The sequence below is a fragment of the Mesorhizobium sp. M0227 genome, from assembly GCF_040321855.1.
In the GTDB taxonomy this organism is placed as follows: Bacteria; Pseudomonadota; Alphaproteobacteria; order Rhizobiales; family Rhizobiaceae; genus Mesorhizobium.
This window is the reverse complement of sequence record NZ_JAMYSJ010000044.1, coordinates 1-14,550: the sequence shown is the minus strand read 5'-3', so window position 1 is coordinate 14,550 and position 14,550 is coordinate 1. Positions and strand designations below refer to the sequence as shown.

Sequence of the window (14,550 nt, the reverse complement as noted above, 5' to 3'; positions counted from 1 at the left end):
TCAGTAGCTCAGCTGTTCTTCGGCTGACTGCCGCGCCGGTACACGCTCGGACAGAATCGAAGGTACCATCACATTCGCATCCACATTGGTGATCGGCGCACGGGCCAGGCGCGCCAGGTTGACCAGCGGGTCGAACCGAATGACAGCCTTGACCGGCTGGAGGACGGAAATCCCGATGCCGAAGAGGTTGGTCAGCCCAGTCGAGCCCACACGCATTTTCGGCACGAACAGCAAGGGCTGGGAAGCATCGGCCGAGCAGTCCTTGAAGGGGCGGGCCAGGGTTGTTTGACGACGCGTTGGTTCAGGTCAGCTAATCTAATAGTCTCTACCGTTCAGAGCGGCTTCCCTCGCCAGTGACAGCGAGTCAAGATATTTGGCATCGTCGGCTTTGATTGCCGCGCAGATCTGGTCGAGATGGGGACAGCTCACTGGTGCACCTTTGGGCTCATAGTGTTTCCTCGTCATCGAGATGAGGATTGCCGGATTTGGCGTAGAACACCAACACGGGTCCGAGATCAAAGCGCGTCCCGGGCGCAAGGCGCTGGACGGACCGGGGCCATGTTTCGGTTGAGGCGCCATCGATGCCTCGCGCCAGCGTTTTGGCGAAGCGGGGCATCAGCGGAGCGAGTGTCGGTGCCAGGATCGCAGCGGCCGTCGTCTGAAGGGCTAGCGAAGTCCGAGTGCGGGCAGGATAGAAACGTCGCGCCGCCGCAAAGTCTCGCGCCCCGCGGTAGATCACGCAATCGCGCACGAATTCGCAGACCTGTGTGGCCGCGCCCCGAACCGAGAAGCCTTCGTCCGAATAGGCGCGCTCCATCGCAGCGCGATAGATCTCTATGCGAGCAAAGAAGGCGCGGTCGACCGGGCTCCAGTCGCCTGCATCGGGTACACGGCCGGCAAAATCCTGCTTGATTTCCTGGTTCAACGCCTCAAGCCAGTTCAGCCAGATGCTTTGGAACACCTCGTTCTCGGTGCGGCGCAGCGCGTTCAGCGTGAAATCCGTCCGCTTACCTTCCGGGCGTGTCAGGCCCAAATGAAGGCGCACGACGTCGACTGTCTTTGGGCTCAGAACCTCCTTGCCCCAGACCGCATGGCGGCAGCTGGTTGAAAACTTCTTGCCGTCGAGCAGGTAGAACTCGTTGACGTGATAGCGGATGCGTGGCGTCCAGTGGGAGAAGACCTCGGCGTAAAGAGCGGGGTAGAGTAGCGCGTGGTAGAACGAATTGTCGAAGCCGAAGAAATGGACAATCTGCCAGTCGTTGCCGGGCATCTCCGCCTTCCAGTCGCGACCCATCGAGCGGCCGAGCGCCTGGATGTTGTACAGAAAACCGAATGCCATCTCCGGCCAGACCCAGATCACTTGCCCCGGGAACCCTTCCGCCGGCAGGCCCCAGTCCGAGGGGTGGGTAATGGGCACTGAAAATTTGCCGCGTCGGCGTACGCGTGCGAAGAGATCCAAGATCCGTAGCGGGGCCCCAGACGCCCTTAGATGCCGGTCGACATTGTCGAAGCATCGGTCCAGCGCAAGTTCAGCGCGGCGGACGGAGCCGACCAGCGGCGTCTCGGCAGACTGCCGTGATTGGGCTGCACGCAGGTCGTGGCAAAGGTTTGGGGCGCCGCAGTCCTCGCAGATGTTGCCACCCGCGGACCCGCCGCAATCGGGGCAGAGGCCGCTAACATGCGGTTCGTAAAGATAACGGCCTGTCACGGCATCGAAAAGCGCAGGGCTCTGGCGTAGATCTATCGCCGTGCTGCTCAGAAGACTGCGGAAACAGGCGGCTTGAAACTCCCCGTAACCGTCATCGCCCGTCGTGAGTTGGAAGCTGTGGACCGCACAATCGAAAAGTGCAAGCGTGGCGCGAATCTCGTCGGCATAGTAGCGCGCCACGTTTGCAGGCGTCGATTGATCGGCATCGGCCCGTGTTGCGACGTAGCTCTGATAATCGTCGCTTCCGGTCAGGTGATAGGCCTCGACTCCTTTCATGCGCAGGAAACGAGTATAGACATCGGCGCCAAAATAGGGGCCGGAAAGATGCCCCAGATGCAGATCGCCATTTGGCGTCGGCGGCGTGGAGAAGACGAAAGTCGGCCCGCGGGGAGCCGTGAGCTTTGCAGCGACATGATGAGCGGCGTCGTCGTCTCGCCAGTAGACATCAACGAAATTTACGTCTTCGTCCCCATCGTTGCGCAGCACATGCGCTTCAAAAGGGTGGAACACAACGACATCACCCGCCTCGACCGAAATTTCCCCAAGGTCGGTCCTGACCTTGCCCGATCCTGACAGGATCACGAAGGCCTCGATTTCGTCGTGCCGATGGGGCTCGGATGTGACGCCGGGTCCAACCTTTCCGAATGAAAACCCCGTGCGAGCGCTGCCTGTTCCAAGCGTGGCCGTGTCGATACCGAACGCCCGCGACAGCTCCGTTCGAGAAAACGTGTATTTGCGCATGACAACCAACCTAAGCTGTTGAAGCAGTGGGACCTTTGGCTGCCAACGCAACAGCCTCCCGTGCAGTTCGTGGAGAGAAACGGCAGTCCGACCATTGGCGGCCCGGCCACGATAGTGCAGCTCTGGGCCGGCAAGCGGGCGACCAAGGGGGGCACTAGTCGGGCTGTAGGCGCACAGAAGACCGCCTGCGACCACCTCCGCAATCCACGTGCCAAAGCGTCGTAACGGGCTGCGGTCGATGCTCCGCGAGCCCGGAAATCAGACGGCCATACCGTCCGCGCAGGTCGATCAGTCGTGTGCATGCCTCCGCCTGGCCTGCGTGAGCTCAATCGCGATAGAAGATGCCATTTGGGGGCTTGAGATTGTCGAGATCGGCCACTTTGCCCTCGGGCGGGTTAAGGGCGCGCTTAAGCACGTTATATTCAGCGCGGGTCGGCCCGCCGGTTGAAGCACGCTGGAACACCAAGTAGAGTGTCCGCCGAGAACGATTGCTTTTGTTCGGTCGTGAGTAGTGCGGTGCGTAATCGTCGAAGATGAAGATGTCGCCAGCCTTCCATACTACGGGTTCCCAGGAGAACTTTTCGGCAACTTGAGGATAGATCACCCCACCGGCATCCATGGGAAACACCCCCTTCTTGTGGTTGCCGGGGCTGAAGAAAAGCCCGCCGTTTTCCTCGTCGGAGTCGTCGATGCCTATGGCAACCACCGCATGGACCATCCGATCCGGGAGTTTGTGTGGAATGTGATAAATGTCCTGATGCGGGAGATAGCCGCCGCTGTCGGGGTAGTGGAAAATCAGCAACTCCTTGAGCCTGCGCGAATCTTCGCCAAGCAACTCCTCGACCGCTGACTTTATGCGCTGATCTTCTAAGAGCAAACGACGCAATGGACCATGGAAGTCGAGAAAATTCTCCATCTTGGAGGTGATCTTTCGATTGTCCGTCGTCTTCTCGAACCACATGAGCCATTTATCATCGCTGACGGCCCAGCGTGACATATCTTCGACAAAGGTAGAGATATCTTCCTGAGCCGCTGGATCGAAGAACCTTTCGAGCCTGACGTATCCGTCCTTCTGCCACTTTTCTCTTTGTGCATCAGTCAACATGCGAAAAGCCTCCTGTTGGAAACACTGGTTTGGTTTGACATGCCAATTAGGGCGGTCGGGCGCTGATCAAGTTGCGGGTCCACAGAGACGGACTCACGTGATGAGGGAGGCGATGCTAAGTGCGTTCCGCTCCGGCGGATATAGTCCGCAGAAGCTCGGCGCGAGACTGCCTATGTCAGGCTCAGCCGGGTCCAGGGGTTCCGCAAACTGGGCCGGATCAATCGCTTCACCCGGTTCAACCACGACACGCATCGCCAAAGGCCGGCACCATCCGCTACCTGCCGACCCAGCCATGGCCGCCAAGACCACGGCGGTCTTTCGAGTGAGCGACTTGGTACGGCCTTGGCAACCGTAGGGGAAATGCACGCCCCCAGAGTGATGCGATGCGCCGCTTGGTCGAAGGGCTTGGTCGGTCACGATCATATCGGAGAAGCCTCCGGGGTTCGCCGCAGCGCAGGCGGGCATCATTCCTAGGATGCCACCGCCGATGATCAAAAGCATACGAGTCATATTCCACTGCCCATTTCTTCGGCTGCGTGGTCGGGCCAGCTCTCGATCGAGGTATGAGTGATGAAGCCAGGATGCTCGGGGTTCGCGCATGGCGCGCGCCCAAGTAGGCTATCGAGGATGCGACGCGCGCGCCAGGCCAGCAAGCTTAGGTTCGGATCGGCCAGGCCGCGCTGCCCGAGGCTCGCATTTTGTACGAAGATGCGTCTGTCACACGGTCCGTCCCAGCTCACCGAAAAATCCTCGCGAATAGCTAATTCATTGTCGATCTGCTCCAAGCGGCCCATGATCGGTTCCAACAAGCTTGGGACCGCGTTCTCGTAACCGGTGGCCAGGATGACGATGTCAGCCGTGACTTCTTCGACCTCGTCCATGCCATGCTGCAGGGTCAGCCTGTGACCCGGTCCGGCGTTGATGCAGTGCGAGACGGTGCAGCCCGGCCGCAGTGTGATGTCGCATCGGTATGGCTCGAAAAATGCGTGGCGGTACAGCGCCTGATAGATCGCGCGCAACGTGCTTTCTGAAATGCCGTCCGAAGCAAGCACGAAACGCCGCAGGAGCAGCTTACGCTGCGACTCGCTCATCGCCGCGAAGCGATCCGAAAAGCAGGGCATGAACAACTCGTTTGTGAACGGGCTGTTGTCCAGAGGCAGATAGTTTTCGCGCTGCGAGACCCAAGTGATCGAGGCAGGCCGCCGTTCGTTCGGCAGGCCGACAAGGTGCAACATCACCTCGGCTCCCGACTGGCCTCCGCCGATCACGCAGACATGCTTTCTCCGCACCTCAGGGTGGATGTGCAGTAAAACCGATGAGTGGAACAGGTTGCGTCCACTCCAGCCCTGAAATTGAGGCGGAATTTGCGCCTGCTTGCCAATGCCGACCACAACGTTTCTGGCGCCGAGAACCGCCTTATCCGTCCGCACCTGAAACTCGCCGTCAAAGCGGATTTCGCGCACTGTCTCGCCGCCACGCACAAGTGGGTTCCTGTGGAAGACCCAGTTCAGGTATTGTTCGAACTCCACTCTGAGCACGGCTTCGAACTGTGCGTTCAGGAAGTGATACAGACGCCCGTTCTCGTGCAGGAAGTTTACGAAAGTGTAGGCTGATCGCGGATTCACCAGAGTGACCAGGTCCTTGAAGTGGCTGACCTGGAGCTCCGAGGAATCGAATGCGATGCCTGGATGCCAGCGGAAGTCGACCTGCCGATCCAGGAACACTGCCCCTTTCCCAACTTGCTCGTGTATCTGACACGCAAGGCTCAAATTGGACGGGCCAGCACCGATCCCAACGCAAGATAACTCCACCTGCTTCCTCCTATAGCCTCTTCCCACTAGGCGGCTTGTTCGCGGCGAACATCGGCCATAGCCATTAGCCTCCGCTCACGGACTTCGAGCTCCACTCCCGAACGGGCTTGCGAGAATTTGTCCTGCGCGTTCGGGTCTTCGCATGTAGACCCGCGCATTCCAGCGCGGTGACAATCGACGGGTCATAATGGCGACGTGGGGCAACCACGTTTGTCCTTTCCGCCCGTCTGGATGCCCCCGTCGCCGTCACGCGAGGAGCTTTCCAGGCCCACTAAGGTGTTTGAAGCCGGCGCAATCGCCTGCCTCGACCATGACGCGCCGGCCTTTCGGCGGCTTGATGGCAGGCGAGAGCGCGGTTTTCACTGCGGCGACGGCATTTTCGGTGCGCATGATCATGGACGACGTCTCGCTGATGCGTTCGCAGAGTCCCATGCATGGGCCGTGCCAGAGAGGGAAATTTTTGTTAAACAACGGGTTGGCGGATTTACGATCCTGTCCGAAATCCGACATTGAGGGGGACGCTTCAGGGCGGCGCCCGATTTGCACGTCGATGTCGCCTTTTTCCGAATAGCTAATCGGGCACCTTCTGCATCAGAATACTTCTCTTATGGGGACCAGCACAGTCTACATGAACGGACAGTGCAGAACCCTGCGTCTCTGCCGGACAGATCACGATATGCCGTGTCCATCGAGCTCGGCAGTTGCAAGAGCTGCCAGATCCTTCGCCCTATAGTGCCGTTGCACTGGCTCGATCCCGACATCCTCGGAGGCCGCGATCATGAAGAGTGACGCAATCTCATGTCCGCCGCGAGGCCTCTCTCATAGGGAAGCAATTCTCTACGTTGGTGTCAGATCGATGCTTTTGATGAGGTGGTTGCGGATCGGCGCATGCCTAGACCTGAGCGCAAAATGATTGCGCGATCTGGGACCCTCACCAACTGGATTGTCGAATCTCGGTAAAGATAGCCGGAAGAGAATTGCACGACCACTCTGCCGGTCCAAAGCACGACGCCATTCGGTCCCTGCGACTCGTTCCAGGCGGAGGGATGAGGCCGCAAAGCAGTCTTTTGCGCGCCCACCGGTCGGCCAGGAATGGGAGCCGTCGTAAACGCAGTGTTTGATGATCGCCGCCGCGGAGTCCTCAGGCTGTGCCGCGCCCGACACCGGCGACGTAGTGGTCGTCGATCGCCCCGTCGCCGATGTCGATCCGAAGCTCGGCCAGTTCGCGGTGAGCTTCGCTGACCGCAGTGCCCACCGAATTCGCACAGGAGGTTCTATCAGGCGGTGACGGCTGCACTCGTTGTCGGGTCTTCGACAAAGTCGGACATGAGACACACCGCAATCAGAGCCATGTCATTGTTGTGAAATGATTTTCCCGTTTGGCACGACACGTGCGAGGCTATCCGCAAACGCGCTGCGGCACGGACTGAGGAGAAATCATGCCATGATCAAGCTCACCGAACATGCGGTCGCAGCCGCGAAAACTGAGCTTTCCCGGGCCGAAAGACTTTGCGCCTGTTTTCCAGTCGACATCACTCTTCACGTTATCCGGACATGACTGCATTCGATTTCCGCCCCACGCTGAATGCTCCCGACGATGATCCCTATCTTTGGCTCGAAGACATAGAAGGCGAACGGGCACTTGACTGGGCTGCCCGCCAGTCTGCCAGGACCCTGGAGCACTTCGGTGGAACGCAATTCGAGCGGGACCACGACGCCCTGATAGCGATTTTCGATCGCCCTAACAGGATCCCCTTGAGCAGGCGCCGGGGCCAGTTCCTCTACAATTTCTGGCAAGATGCCCGAAATCCGCGCGGACTGTGGCGCCGGAACACCCTTGCCGCCTACATGAAAGTTGAGCCCCAGTGGGAGCTACTGCTTGATCTGGACGCCCTCGCGGCTAGCGACGGAGAGGACTGGATCTGGGGCGGCGCGTCCCTTGAGCCGGAGAGACGGGAAAGAGCCGTTCTGCGCCTGTCGCGCGGCGGCAGCGACGCGGTTTGCATCGCGAATTCGATCTGGGATCTCTTAGCTTTGTCGCCGACGGTTTCAACCTCGCGGAGGCCAAGGGCGAGGTTAATTGGCTCGACCCTGACACGCTTCTGCTTTGCAGTGCGCTTGGTGATGGCATGGCCACGCGCTCCGGCTACGCGCGCACCCGTGCGGCTGTGGAAGCGTGGCGCGGATCCGCTCAACGCGCCGATGATATTCGAAACCGGTTCCGAATCCATCCGCGTGTTCTGCCATCTTGACCGCACCACCGAGAGCGAGCGCCTTTGGTTCATCGAGCGGCCGGCCTACTTCGAGACGATCGGCAGAATCGGGGACAGGAGCGGGCCCAAGATGCGGATCGACCTTCCTCGGGACGCCTGGTGGAGCGGCTTCGGCGACTGGCTGGCGGTAAAGCCGCGCAAGCCCTGGACAGTCGGAGGGATGACCCATGCTGCGGACGCGCTGATCGGCATCTCGCTTTCCTCCTTCATCGCCGGCGAGCGCAGTTTTGCCATCCTCTTTGAACCAGACGACAGGCGCTCCCTGCAACCATTCTTCTGGAACAACGGGAAGCTCGTTATCTCCTACCTCGTCAACCTCGATCCACGTTTCGAGATGTTCACCCCCCAGGGCCACGAATGGACGCGCCGAGCGCTGGACACCGTGCCCACCGAAGGGACTGTTCACCTTTGGTCGCTCGATGCTGAACCTCACGAGACCAGTGGAGAGGTCCTCATTTCGGCTCAGGACCCGATGACGCCGCCGAAGTGTCTCCTATTAGACCTCAATGCCGCAGCGCCTCTCGGCGATCCAGTAATCCTGAAGCGCGATCCGGAGAATTTCGACGCATCCGGGCAGGTGGTCACGGGCCACGAGGCAGTCTCGACCGATGATGAGATGATCCCCGATACGCAGGTCGGTCCGACGAACGGGAACGGGGATGCCCCGGTTCACCTCAGCGCCTACGGCTGGTTCGGCGTATCGCGCCTGCCCCACTACAACTCCTCGCTCGGCAAGCTGTGGCTCGAACGCGGCGGCACGTGCGTGGTGGCGAACATCCGGGGCGGCGGCGAGTTCGGCACCCGTTGGCACGAGGCGGGGCGCAGACAGGGCAAGCGTCTCGCCCATGACGATTTGGCCGCTGTTGCCACCGATCTCGTGCGAAGGGGCATAACGCGGCCGAGGCGGATTGCCGCCGAGGGCGCCTCAAATGGCGGCCTTCTGATCGCCAACATGCTTACCCGGTATCCTAAGCATTTCGGCGCGCTGTTCTGCACAATTCCGCTTGTCGACATGCGCCGCTACACCAAGCTTTTGGCGGGCGCGAAATGGATTGACGAATATGGCGATCCCGACAAGCCGGAGGAATGGATTTTCCTAAAGGAAATCTCCGCCTATCACGCCGCAACGCCGGGACAACCCTATCCGCCGATCCTGCTCGCCACCACGAAGCGGGACGACCGCGTTCACCCGGGCCACGCGCGTAAGATGGCCGCAAAGCTGCAGGCTCTTGGCTATCCCGCTTACTTCTACGAGCCCGGCGCGGGCGGCCACAGCTACGGCAAGGACAATCGGGAGCGGGCCGCATTCATTGCCCTGGGCACCAATTTCCTTCGCAATGCGATCGGCTGGCAAGCCGATGGCCTTCGATAGGTGGACGGAGACAAAGGGCAACGTTTCAATAAGTGAGTACAGGTCGATGATTGCGAGCACGGCGAAAATAATGTGTGCACGGTCCCACGCAAATTGCGCATGAGCTCCGCCAATCTCAAGCAATTCGAGCAAGATTTTTCGTAGTCAGTGCATCATTTCTGAAGAGCAAGGAGAGAATATCATGGCGAGAAAGCGATTGGGCATGGCGCGGGGAGTGACAGCGGCCGTCATCCTCATGGTGGTGGGACAGCAGGCCGTCGCGGCGGACCTTGCGCAAGCCGCGGGCGTCCCGCAGGCAGGAGCCTCGGTCACGGAAGAGCCAAGCCCTTGGCAGATCCGCCTGCGTGCGTTGGGGGTCGTCACTGCGAATTCGGGCTACGTTAATGCGGTGCCCGGCTCCGGTCTTTCCTATTCGGACACCGTGATCCCGGAACTCGATATCTCCTACTTCTTCACGGACCACATCGCCGCCGAGCTCATACTCGGCACCACCTATGCGAACATCGAGGGCCAAGGAACGATCGGCGGGCTGGGCAATATCGGCAAGGTTTGGCTGCTGCCGCCTGCGCTCACATTGCAGTATCATTTTACCAATTTCGGCGCTTTCAAGCCCTATGTCGGCGCCGGCGTGAACTACACGATATTCTATAACCAGGATGCCGGCAGCGCAGATGCTCTTAAGGTTAAGAACACATTCGGCACCGCGCTGCAGGTCGGGTTCGACTACATGGTGGATCAGCACTGGGGCGTGAACTTCGACGTGAAGAAGCTTTTCCTCAAGCCAGACTTCGACGTCACGGTGGACGGTGCGAAGCTGACGGGGAAGGCTGAGCTCGATCCCTGGTTGATTGGCGCAGGTCTCACCTACCGCTTCTGATAGCGAAAGGCGAACCGGATTGCTGACATCCGAGCTGAAATGAAGGGCGCCTTGTGCGCCCTCTGCCGTCGGCCATGCCTCTAGGTACCAAAAAGTCCGTTTCCCCGGCAGCTGGCGCCCCGCGGGTACTGGGACGCCTGTCAATGCCCCGGGCGGCCTGCACCCATTTTGCCGATCTCTTCGGCAACTTGTCGGTAGCAGCCGACGGGTGCGTATGTGGACGCCCCCCTGCTTGCAAGTATTGGCTGAGATGGTTTGATCGGATCGCTTGCGCTCATATGTCCGGCCTTTTGCGCGCGTCTGAGGGCAAGCCGGCAAGCCGCGCGACCACCTCGCTGTCGGTCTCGCCGTCGAGGCCCGATTGCACCGTTTCCGCAGGTTATCTCGCCGAGATCGGACCGAAACTGCGCGCTTTCTTCCTCGAGCGAGGGCTACTTGTGCGCCCGCTCGGCAATGTCCTCTACTTTTCTGCCACCCTATTGCATCGCAGGCGACGAGCTCGAGCGACTCTATGACGCCATCGAGGAGGCCGGCGAACGCTTTGGGTCCAGGCCATGAGCAGATCATCGCGCATTCTCGGGTTTGGCCAGGGTGCCTCGGTGGATTCGGACGGCTCGCGATACGGGCTGATCCAGATTCCCGCAGGAGGAAGCAACAAGCCGTTCCACGGTGACCTCGACCTTGCGGAAGCCCGAATGACGATGACCGACGGCCGCGAAGTGTTCGCAAAGGCCGTCGAGATGATGACCGATTGCTCGATAAGCGCGCTAGCCGCTGCCGGAGTGCGACCACCGGATGTCGGCCGGTTCGTGCCGCATCAGGCCAATACTCGGATTTTCGATGCGGTCGGCAGGAACCTCGGCATAGCTGATCATGTGATAGTCAAGACGATTGCCGAGTACGGCAACTCTTCCGCCGCGACGATCCCGCTCTCGCTTTCGCTGGCCAATCAAACGGAGCCGTTTCGACCGGGCGAGAAAATCCTTCTCGCAGCAGCGGCGCGGGCCTCAACGGCGGCGCACTCGTCGTTGGAATTTAATGGGGCGATCGGCCGCCGAGAGGAACACAAGACTGGCCATGTACGATGGAAGGGACCAATGCGAAAGATAGTCGCCGGCAAACTGCACGGCATCCACGTCACCGAAGCGAACCTCAACTACCCCGGCCGGAGCGGTTCGGCTCCTCGCGGGCGGTGGGAGCGCATCTGGGGCTGACGCCAGCGCGATACCAATCCGGTGAGACCGACATCCAGGGCAAGGTCAGCCGCTGTGGCGACGCTCGCCCGCACAGCACTCTACGAGGCAGCCCATTCACTGCTTGTGCGTTCCAAAAAGTGGTCGAGCTTGCGCGCCTGGGGCATGAACATCGCCAGACGCCGCGGCATGGCGCGGGCGCGGGTGGCGGTGGCCCGCAAGCTGGCCGTCATCCTGCACCGCATGTGGGCCGACGCAACCGAATTCCGCTTTGGAAAGGAAGCCGCCGGATCGGCATGAAATAGCGCAAGGAACAAAAACGAACACAGACAGTGGTTCGCCCGCGAGGGTGATCTGGATCGTTCCCGTGGGGACGATGGGCAAGGCGATCTCGTTAGCAGGCACGATCCTGGGCGAAGTGTCCAAGGTCGTTCAACAGATTGAGACGCCTCGCTCTCCTGACCCCATCATGCGGCGGCTCCGCGCCGACCGCGAAGAGAAGCGAGTGACCCGCGGGGCGACATGGTCCGGAAAAAAGACAGGAAACGGTTGACCTCACCGACCCCAATCAGAGAAGCCTGCTAATCCTACAAGGCCGAAACTGCCTGATATGATTCGAGCCATGGAAACGCTGACCTATTCCTGGAAACGTCCGCCTGACAGCAACCCAGCCCGTTCCGCCTCGCGGCGCAAATTCTGCCTTGGCCTTGGGCCGATCTGCTGGATCACCAGGCCGGCCGCCAGCGAGCCAAGGTCGCCGCAGGTCTTGAGGTCGCGGCCCTGCGTGTAGCCATGCAGGAAACCGGTGGCGTAGAGATCGCCGGCGCCCGTCGTGTCGACCAGCTCCTTGATGGCGGTCGCATGGATGACCACGGTCTCGTCGCCGCGCACGATAACCGAGCCTTTTTCCGAGCGTGTGACGGCGGCGATCTTGCAGTCCTTGCGGATCTGCGCCACCGCTTCGTCGAAGGACGAGGTCTGGTAGAGCGACTTGATCTCGTCGCTGTTGGCAAAGACGATGTCGACCGTGCCCGAGCGCATCAGATCGAGGAACTCGTCGCGGTAGCGGTCAACGCAAAACGAATCCGACAGTGTCATCGAGACTTCGCGCCCGGCCTCGTGCGCGAGCTTCGCCGTCTGCCGGATCGCCTCCTTGGCGCGCGGCGGGTCCCACAGATAGCCCTCGAAATAAGTGACCTTGGCGCCGTAAGCCTTGTCCGCTTCGACATCCTCGGGGCCGAGTTCGATGCAGGCGCCGAGATAGGTGTTCATCGAGCGCTCGCCGTCCGGGGTGACGAAGATCATCGAGGGTGCCGTCGGCGGCTCGCCCTTGAGCGGTTTGGTGTCGAAGGCGACGCCCTGCGCATGGATGTCGTGGGCATAGATTTCGCCCAGCGCATCGTTGGAGACCTTGCCGAAGAAGGCCGCGCGGCCGCCGAAGCTTGCGACATCGGCCGCCGTGTTGCCGGCGCTGCCACCGGAGGCTTCGATCGCCGGGCCCATGCGGCTGTAGAGCAGTTCGGCGCGCCGGGTGTCGATGAGGTTCATCGCGCCGTTGATGATGCCGTTGGTCTCGAGGAATTCCTCGTCGCACTGGGCGATGATGTCGACAATGGCATTGCCTATGCAAAGAACGTCATAATCCGGCATCAATGTCTCCGCGATGAACCCGCCGGCTCTCTGCCATGCCGGCGGGCTGCTGGTCTGGCGAGTTGGCATGGTCTTTCTGCATGCCAATCTATTCGGCGCGGGCCCTCACGCGGCTGCAAGTCCTGCCTCGCGACGCAAGACGTCGGCTCTGTCTGTCCTCTCCCAGGTGAATTCAGGCTCTTCACGGCCGAAGTGCCCGTATGTCGCGGTCTTGCGGTATATCGGACGTAAGAGATCAAGCATCTTGATAATGCCCTTAGGTCTGAGATCGAACAGCTCAAGAATGAGGCGCTCGATCCTTTCTTCGTCAATCGTCGCGGTCCCGAAAGTGTTGACCATGACAGAAACCGGACTGGCCACGCCGATCGCGTAGGCAAGCTGGACCTCGCAGACGTCCGCAAGCCCGCTAGCGACGATATTCTTCGCGACATACCGGGCCGCATAGGCAGCCGAGCGGTCAACTTTGGAAGGGTCCTTCCCCGAAAAGGCGCCGCCGCCGTGACGCCCCATCCCACCGTAGGAGTCGACGATGATCTTGCGCCCGGTGAGACCGCAGTCGCCGCGCGGCCCACCGACAACGAACCGCCCCGTCGGATTGACCAGAATTCTGATGTCCTTGGTGTCCAGGTGGCTCGGCAGGACGGGCTTTATGATTTCCTCAATGACGCCCTCGCGGACCGTCTTTTGAGAGACCTGCTCATCGTGTTGTGTCGACACGATGATGGTATCCAGTGCGATCGGGCGCAAGCCCTCATAGCGCACCGAAACCTGGGACTTCGTGTCAGGACGCAACCAGCCAAGCTGTCCTGCCTTCCGGACCTCTGCTTGTCTTTTTGTCAAGGCGTGCGCGAGCTGGATCGGCAAAGGCATCAGTGTATCAGTCTCGCGGCATGCGTAGCCGAACATCAGGCCCTGATCTCCCGCTCCCTGTTCGAGATCCTGCCCTCGACCCTCGTCAACGCCTTGGGCAATGTCGGTCGACTGCTCGGTGAGGGCCAGAACAACGGCGCAACGCCGACCATCAAAGCCGATGGCATCATCATCGTATCCAATATCGAGTATCGTATCGCGAGCAACTTGGCTGTAGTCGACCTGGGCATCACTGGTAATCTCGCCAGCGAGAACGACCATCCCTGTCTTCACCAACGCTTCATAGGTCTTCACCAACGCTTCACAGGCGACGCGCGCCTTCGGATCTGAGCGGAGGGTTGCATCGAGGATGGCATCCGAGATGTTGTCGGCCAACTTATCCGGATGACCGGCGCCAACCGATTCGGAAGAGAACACGAACTGTCTAGCCATGAATTGCCTCGCTTCGGGTGTGGATTGTGGCATCTTGATGAACTCGCCTTAAATGTCGGTGATGCCCGGCACCCCGAACGCAGCGCAGAAGTCGGCGACGTCTCTTCGAACGCTGGTGTGAACATCCGGATCGTTGGGCTGGCGGCAGACCAAGTCGATGAAAGCAGCGATCTGCACCATTTCCCCCTCGCGCATGCCCATGGACGTCACGGCTGGCGACCCTAAGCGAATTCCGCTTGTGACCGCAGGATGGCGCGGGTCGCCCGGCACCATATTAAAGTTCGTAATGATGCCTGCCTTCGCTAGTCGCTCGGCAAAGGCCTTGCCTGATAGTGGTCGATCGCGAAGATCAAGGATCAGCATGTGATTGTCCGTCCCCCCGGTCACCAGGTCATAACCTCGCTCAAGCAGTGCATGTGCCAGAGCCTTGGCATTCTTGACCGTCTGTTGGCCGTAGCTTCGGAAGGACGGGTTCGCGGCTTCGTGCAAGGCAACCGCTAGCGCAGCGATGGCATTCA

The 14,550-nt window shown here is 60.4% G+C and carries 9 protein-coding genes and 5 pseudogenes; 6 read left to right on the top strand and 8 right to left on the bottom strand.

The window, feature by feature from the left end; all coding sequences use genetic code 11:
- The 5 genes from NKJ00_RS30840 to NKJ00_RS30820 all read right to left on the bottom strand — a co-directional run bounded on the left by NKJ00_RS30840 (position 1) and on the right by NKJ00_RS30820 (position 5,875).
- The gene (locus NKJ00_RS30840; protein ID WP_352632411.1) at positions 1 to 234 is read right to left on the bottom strand and encodes a hypothetical protein; all 234 of its coding nucleotides are present in this window, start codon (positions 232 to 234) and stop codon (positions 1 to 3) included.
- 211 nt (positions 235 to 445) lie between these two features.
- Entirely contained in the window at positions 446 to 2,449 is a 2,004-nt protein-coding gene (locus NKJ00_RS30835; RefSeq protein ID WP_352632409.1) for a class I tRNA ligase family protein, read from the bottom strand.
- Between the two features lie 325 nt (positions 2,450 to 2,774).
- Positions 2,775 to 3,554 carry a phytanoyl-CoA dioxygenase family protein gene (locus NKJ00_RS30830; protein ID WP_352632408.1) on the bottom strand — a complete coding sequence of 260 codons (780 nt, stop codon included), beginning with the start codon at positions 3,552 to 3,554 and terminating at the stop codon, positions 2,775 to 2,777.
- Between the two features lie 506 nt (positions 3,555 to 4,060).
- Positions 4,061 to 5,365, bottom strand: coding sequence for a lysine N(6)-hydroxylase/L-ornithine N(5)-oxygenase family protein (locus NKJ00_RS30825; protein ID WP_352632406.1), 1,305 nt, complete (start codon positions 5,363 to 5,365; stop codon positions 4,061 to 4,063).
- A gap of 246 nt (positions 5,366 to 5,611) precedes the next feature.
- On the bottom strand, positions 5,612 to 5,875 hold the full coding sequence (locus tag NKJ00_RS30820; RefSeq protein WP_352632404.1) for an iron-sulfur cluster assembly accessory protein: 264 nt from the start codon (positions 5,873 to 5,875) through the stop codon (positions 5,612 to 5,614).
- Between the two features lie 610 nt (positions 5,876 to 6,485).
- Between NKJ00_RS30820 and NKJ00_RS30815 the strand changes: the two genes are divergently transcribed.
- The 6 genes and pseudogenes from NKJ00_RS30815 to NKJ00_RS30790 form a co-directional block, all read left to right on the top strand.
- On the top strand, positions 6,486 to 6,653 hold the full coding sequence (locus NKJ00_RS30815; protein WP_352632402.1) for a hypothetical protein: 168 nt from the start codon (positions 6,486 to 6,488) through the stop codon (positions 6,651 to 6,653).
- A gap of 266 nt (positions 6,654 to 6,919) precedes the next feature.
- Positions 6,920 to 9,010: pseudogene (locus NKJ00_RS30810) on the top strand (prolyl oligopeptidase family serine peptidase).
- 181 nt (positions 9,011 to 9,191) lie between these two features.
- Positions 9,192 to 9,887 (top strand): OmpW/AlkL family protein, encoded by a 696-nt coding sequence (locus NKJ00_RS30805; protein ID WP_352632400.1) that lies wholly within the window; start codon positions 9,192 to 9,194, stop codon positions 9,885 to 9,887.
- Between the two features lie 365 nt (positions 9,888 to 10,252).
- A pseudogene (locus NKJ00_RS30800) lies at positions 10,253 to 10,445 on the top strand (adenosylmethionine--8-amino-7-oxononanoate transaminase); the annotation flags it as partial.
- Positions 10,446 to 10,477: 32 nt separating this feature from the next.
- Positions 10,478 to 10,926, top strand: a pseudogene (gene bioZ, locus NKJ00_RS30795) (3-oxopimeloyl-[acyl-carrier-protein] synthase BioZ); the annotation flags it as partial.
- Between the two features lie 123 nt (positions 10,927 to 11,049).
- Positions 11,050 to 11,380, top strand: a pseudogene (locus NKJ00_RS30790) (transposase); the annotation flags it as partial.
- Between the two features lie 336 nt (positions 11,381 to 11,716).
- On the opposite strand, the gene NKJ00_RS30785 reads toward NKJ00_RS30790, so the two are convergent.
- The 3 genes and pseudogenes from NKJ00_RS30785 to glyA form a co-directional block, all read right to left on the bottom strand.
- Positions 11,717 to 12,730 carry an adenosine kinase gene (locus tag NKJ00_RS30785; protein ID WP_352632398.1) on the bottom strand — a complete coding sequence of 338 codons (1,014 nt, stop codon included), beginning with the start codon at positions 12,728 to 12,730 and terminating at the stop codon, positions 11,717 to 11,719.
- Between the two features lie 105 nt (positions 12,731 to 12,835).
- Positions 12,836 to 14,032, bottom strand: a complete 1,197-nt coding sequence (gene metK, locus NKJ00_RS30780) for a methionine adenosyltransferase (RefSeq protein ID WP_352632396.1) — start codon at positions 14,030 to 14,032, stop codon at positions 12,836 to 12,838.
- A 48-nt stretch (positions 14,033 to 14,080) separates the two neighbouring features.
- Positions 14,081 to 14,550 (bottom strand): annotated as a pseudogene (gene glyA, locus NKJ00_RS30775) (serine hydroxymethyltransferase); the annotation flags it as partial.

Excerpts from the sequence above, each read along its gene's own strand:
- NKJ00_RS30835 (WP_352632409.1), bottom strand. The coding sequence starts at position 2,449 with ATGCGCAAATACACGTTTTCTCGAACGGAGCTGTCGCGGGCGTTCGGT.
- NKJ00_RS30830 (WP_352632408.1), bottom strand. The coding sequence starts at position 3,554 with ATGTTGACTGATGCACAAAGAGAAAAGTGGCAGAAGGACGGATACGTC.
- NKJ00_RS30820 (WP_352632404.1), bottom strand. The coding sequence starts at position 5,875 with ATGTCGGATTTCGGACAGGATCGTAAATCCGCCAACCCGTTGTTTAAC.
- NKJ00_RS30815 (WP_352632402.1), top strand. The coding sequence starts at position 6,486 with ATGATCGCCGCCGCGGAGTCCTCAGGCTGTGCCGCGCCCGACACCGGC.
- NKJ00_RS30805 (WP_352632400.1), top strand. The coding sequence starts at position 9,192 with ATGGCGAGAAAGCGATTGGGCATGGCGCGGGGAGTGACAGCGGCCGTC.
- NKJ00_RS30785 (WP_352632398.1), bottom strand. The coding sequence starts at position 12,730 with ATGCCGGATTATGACGTTCTTTGCATAGGCAATGCCATTGTCGACATC.
- metK (WP_352632396.1), bottom strand. The coding sequence starts at position 14,032 with ATGGCTAGACAGTTCGTGTTCTCTTCCGAATCGGTTGGCGCCGGTCAT.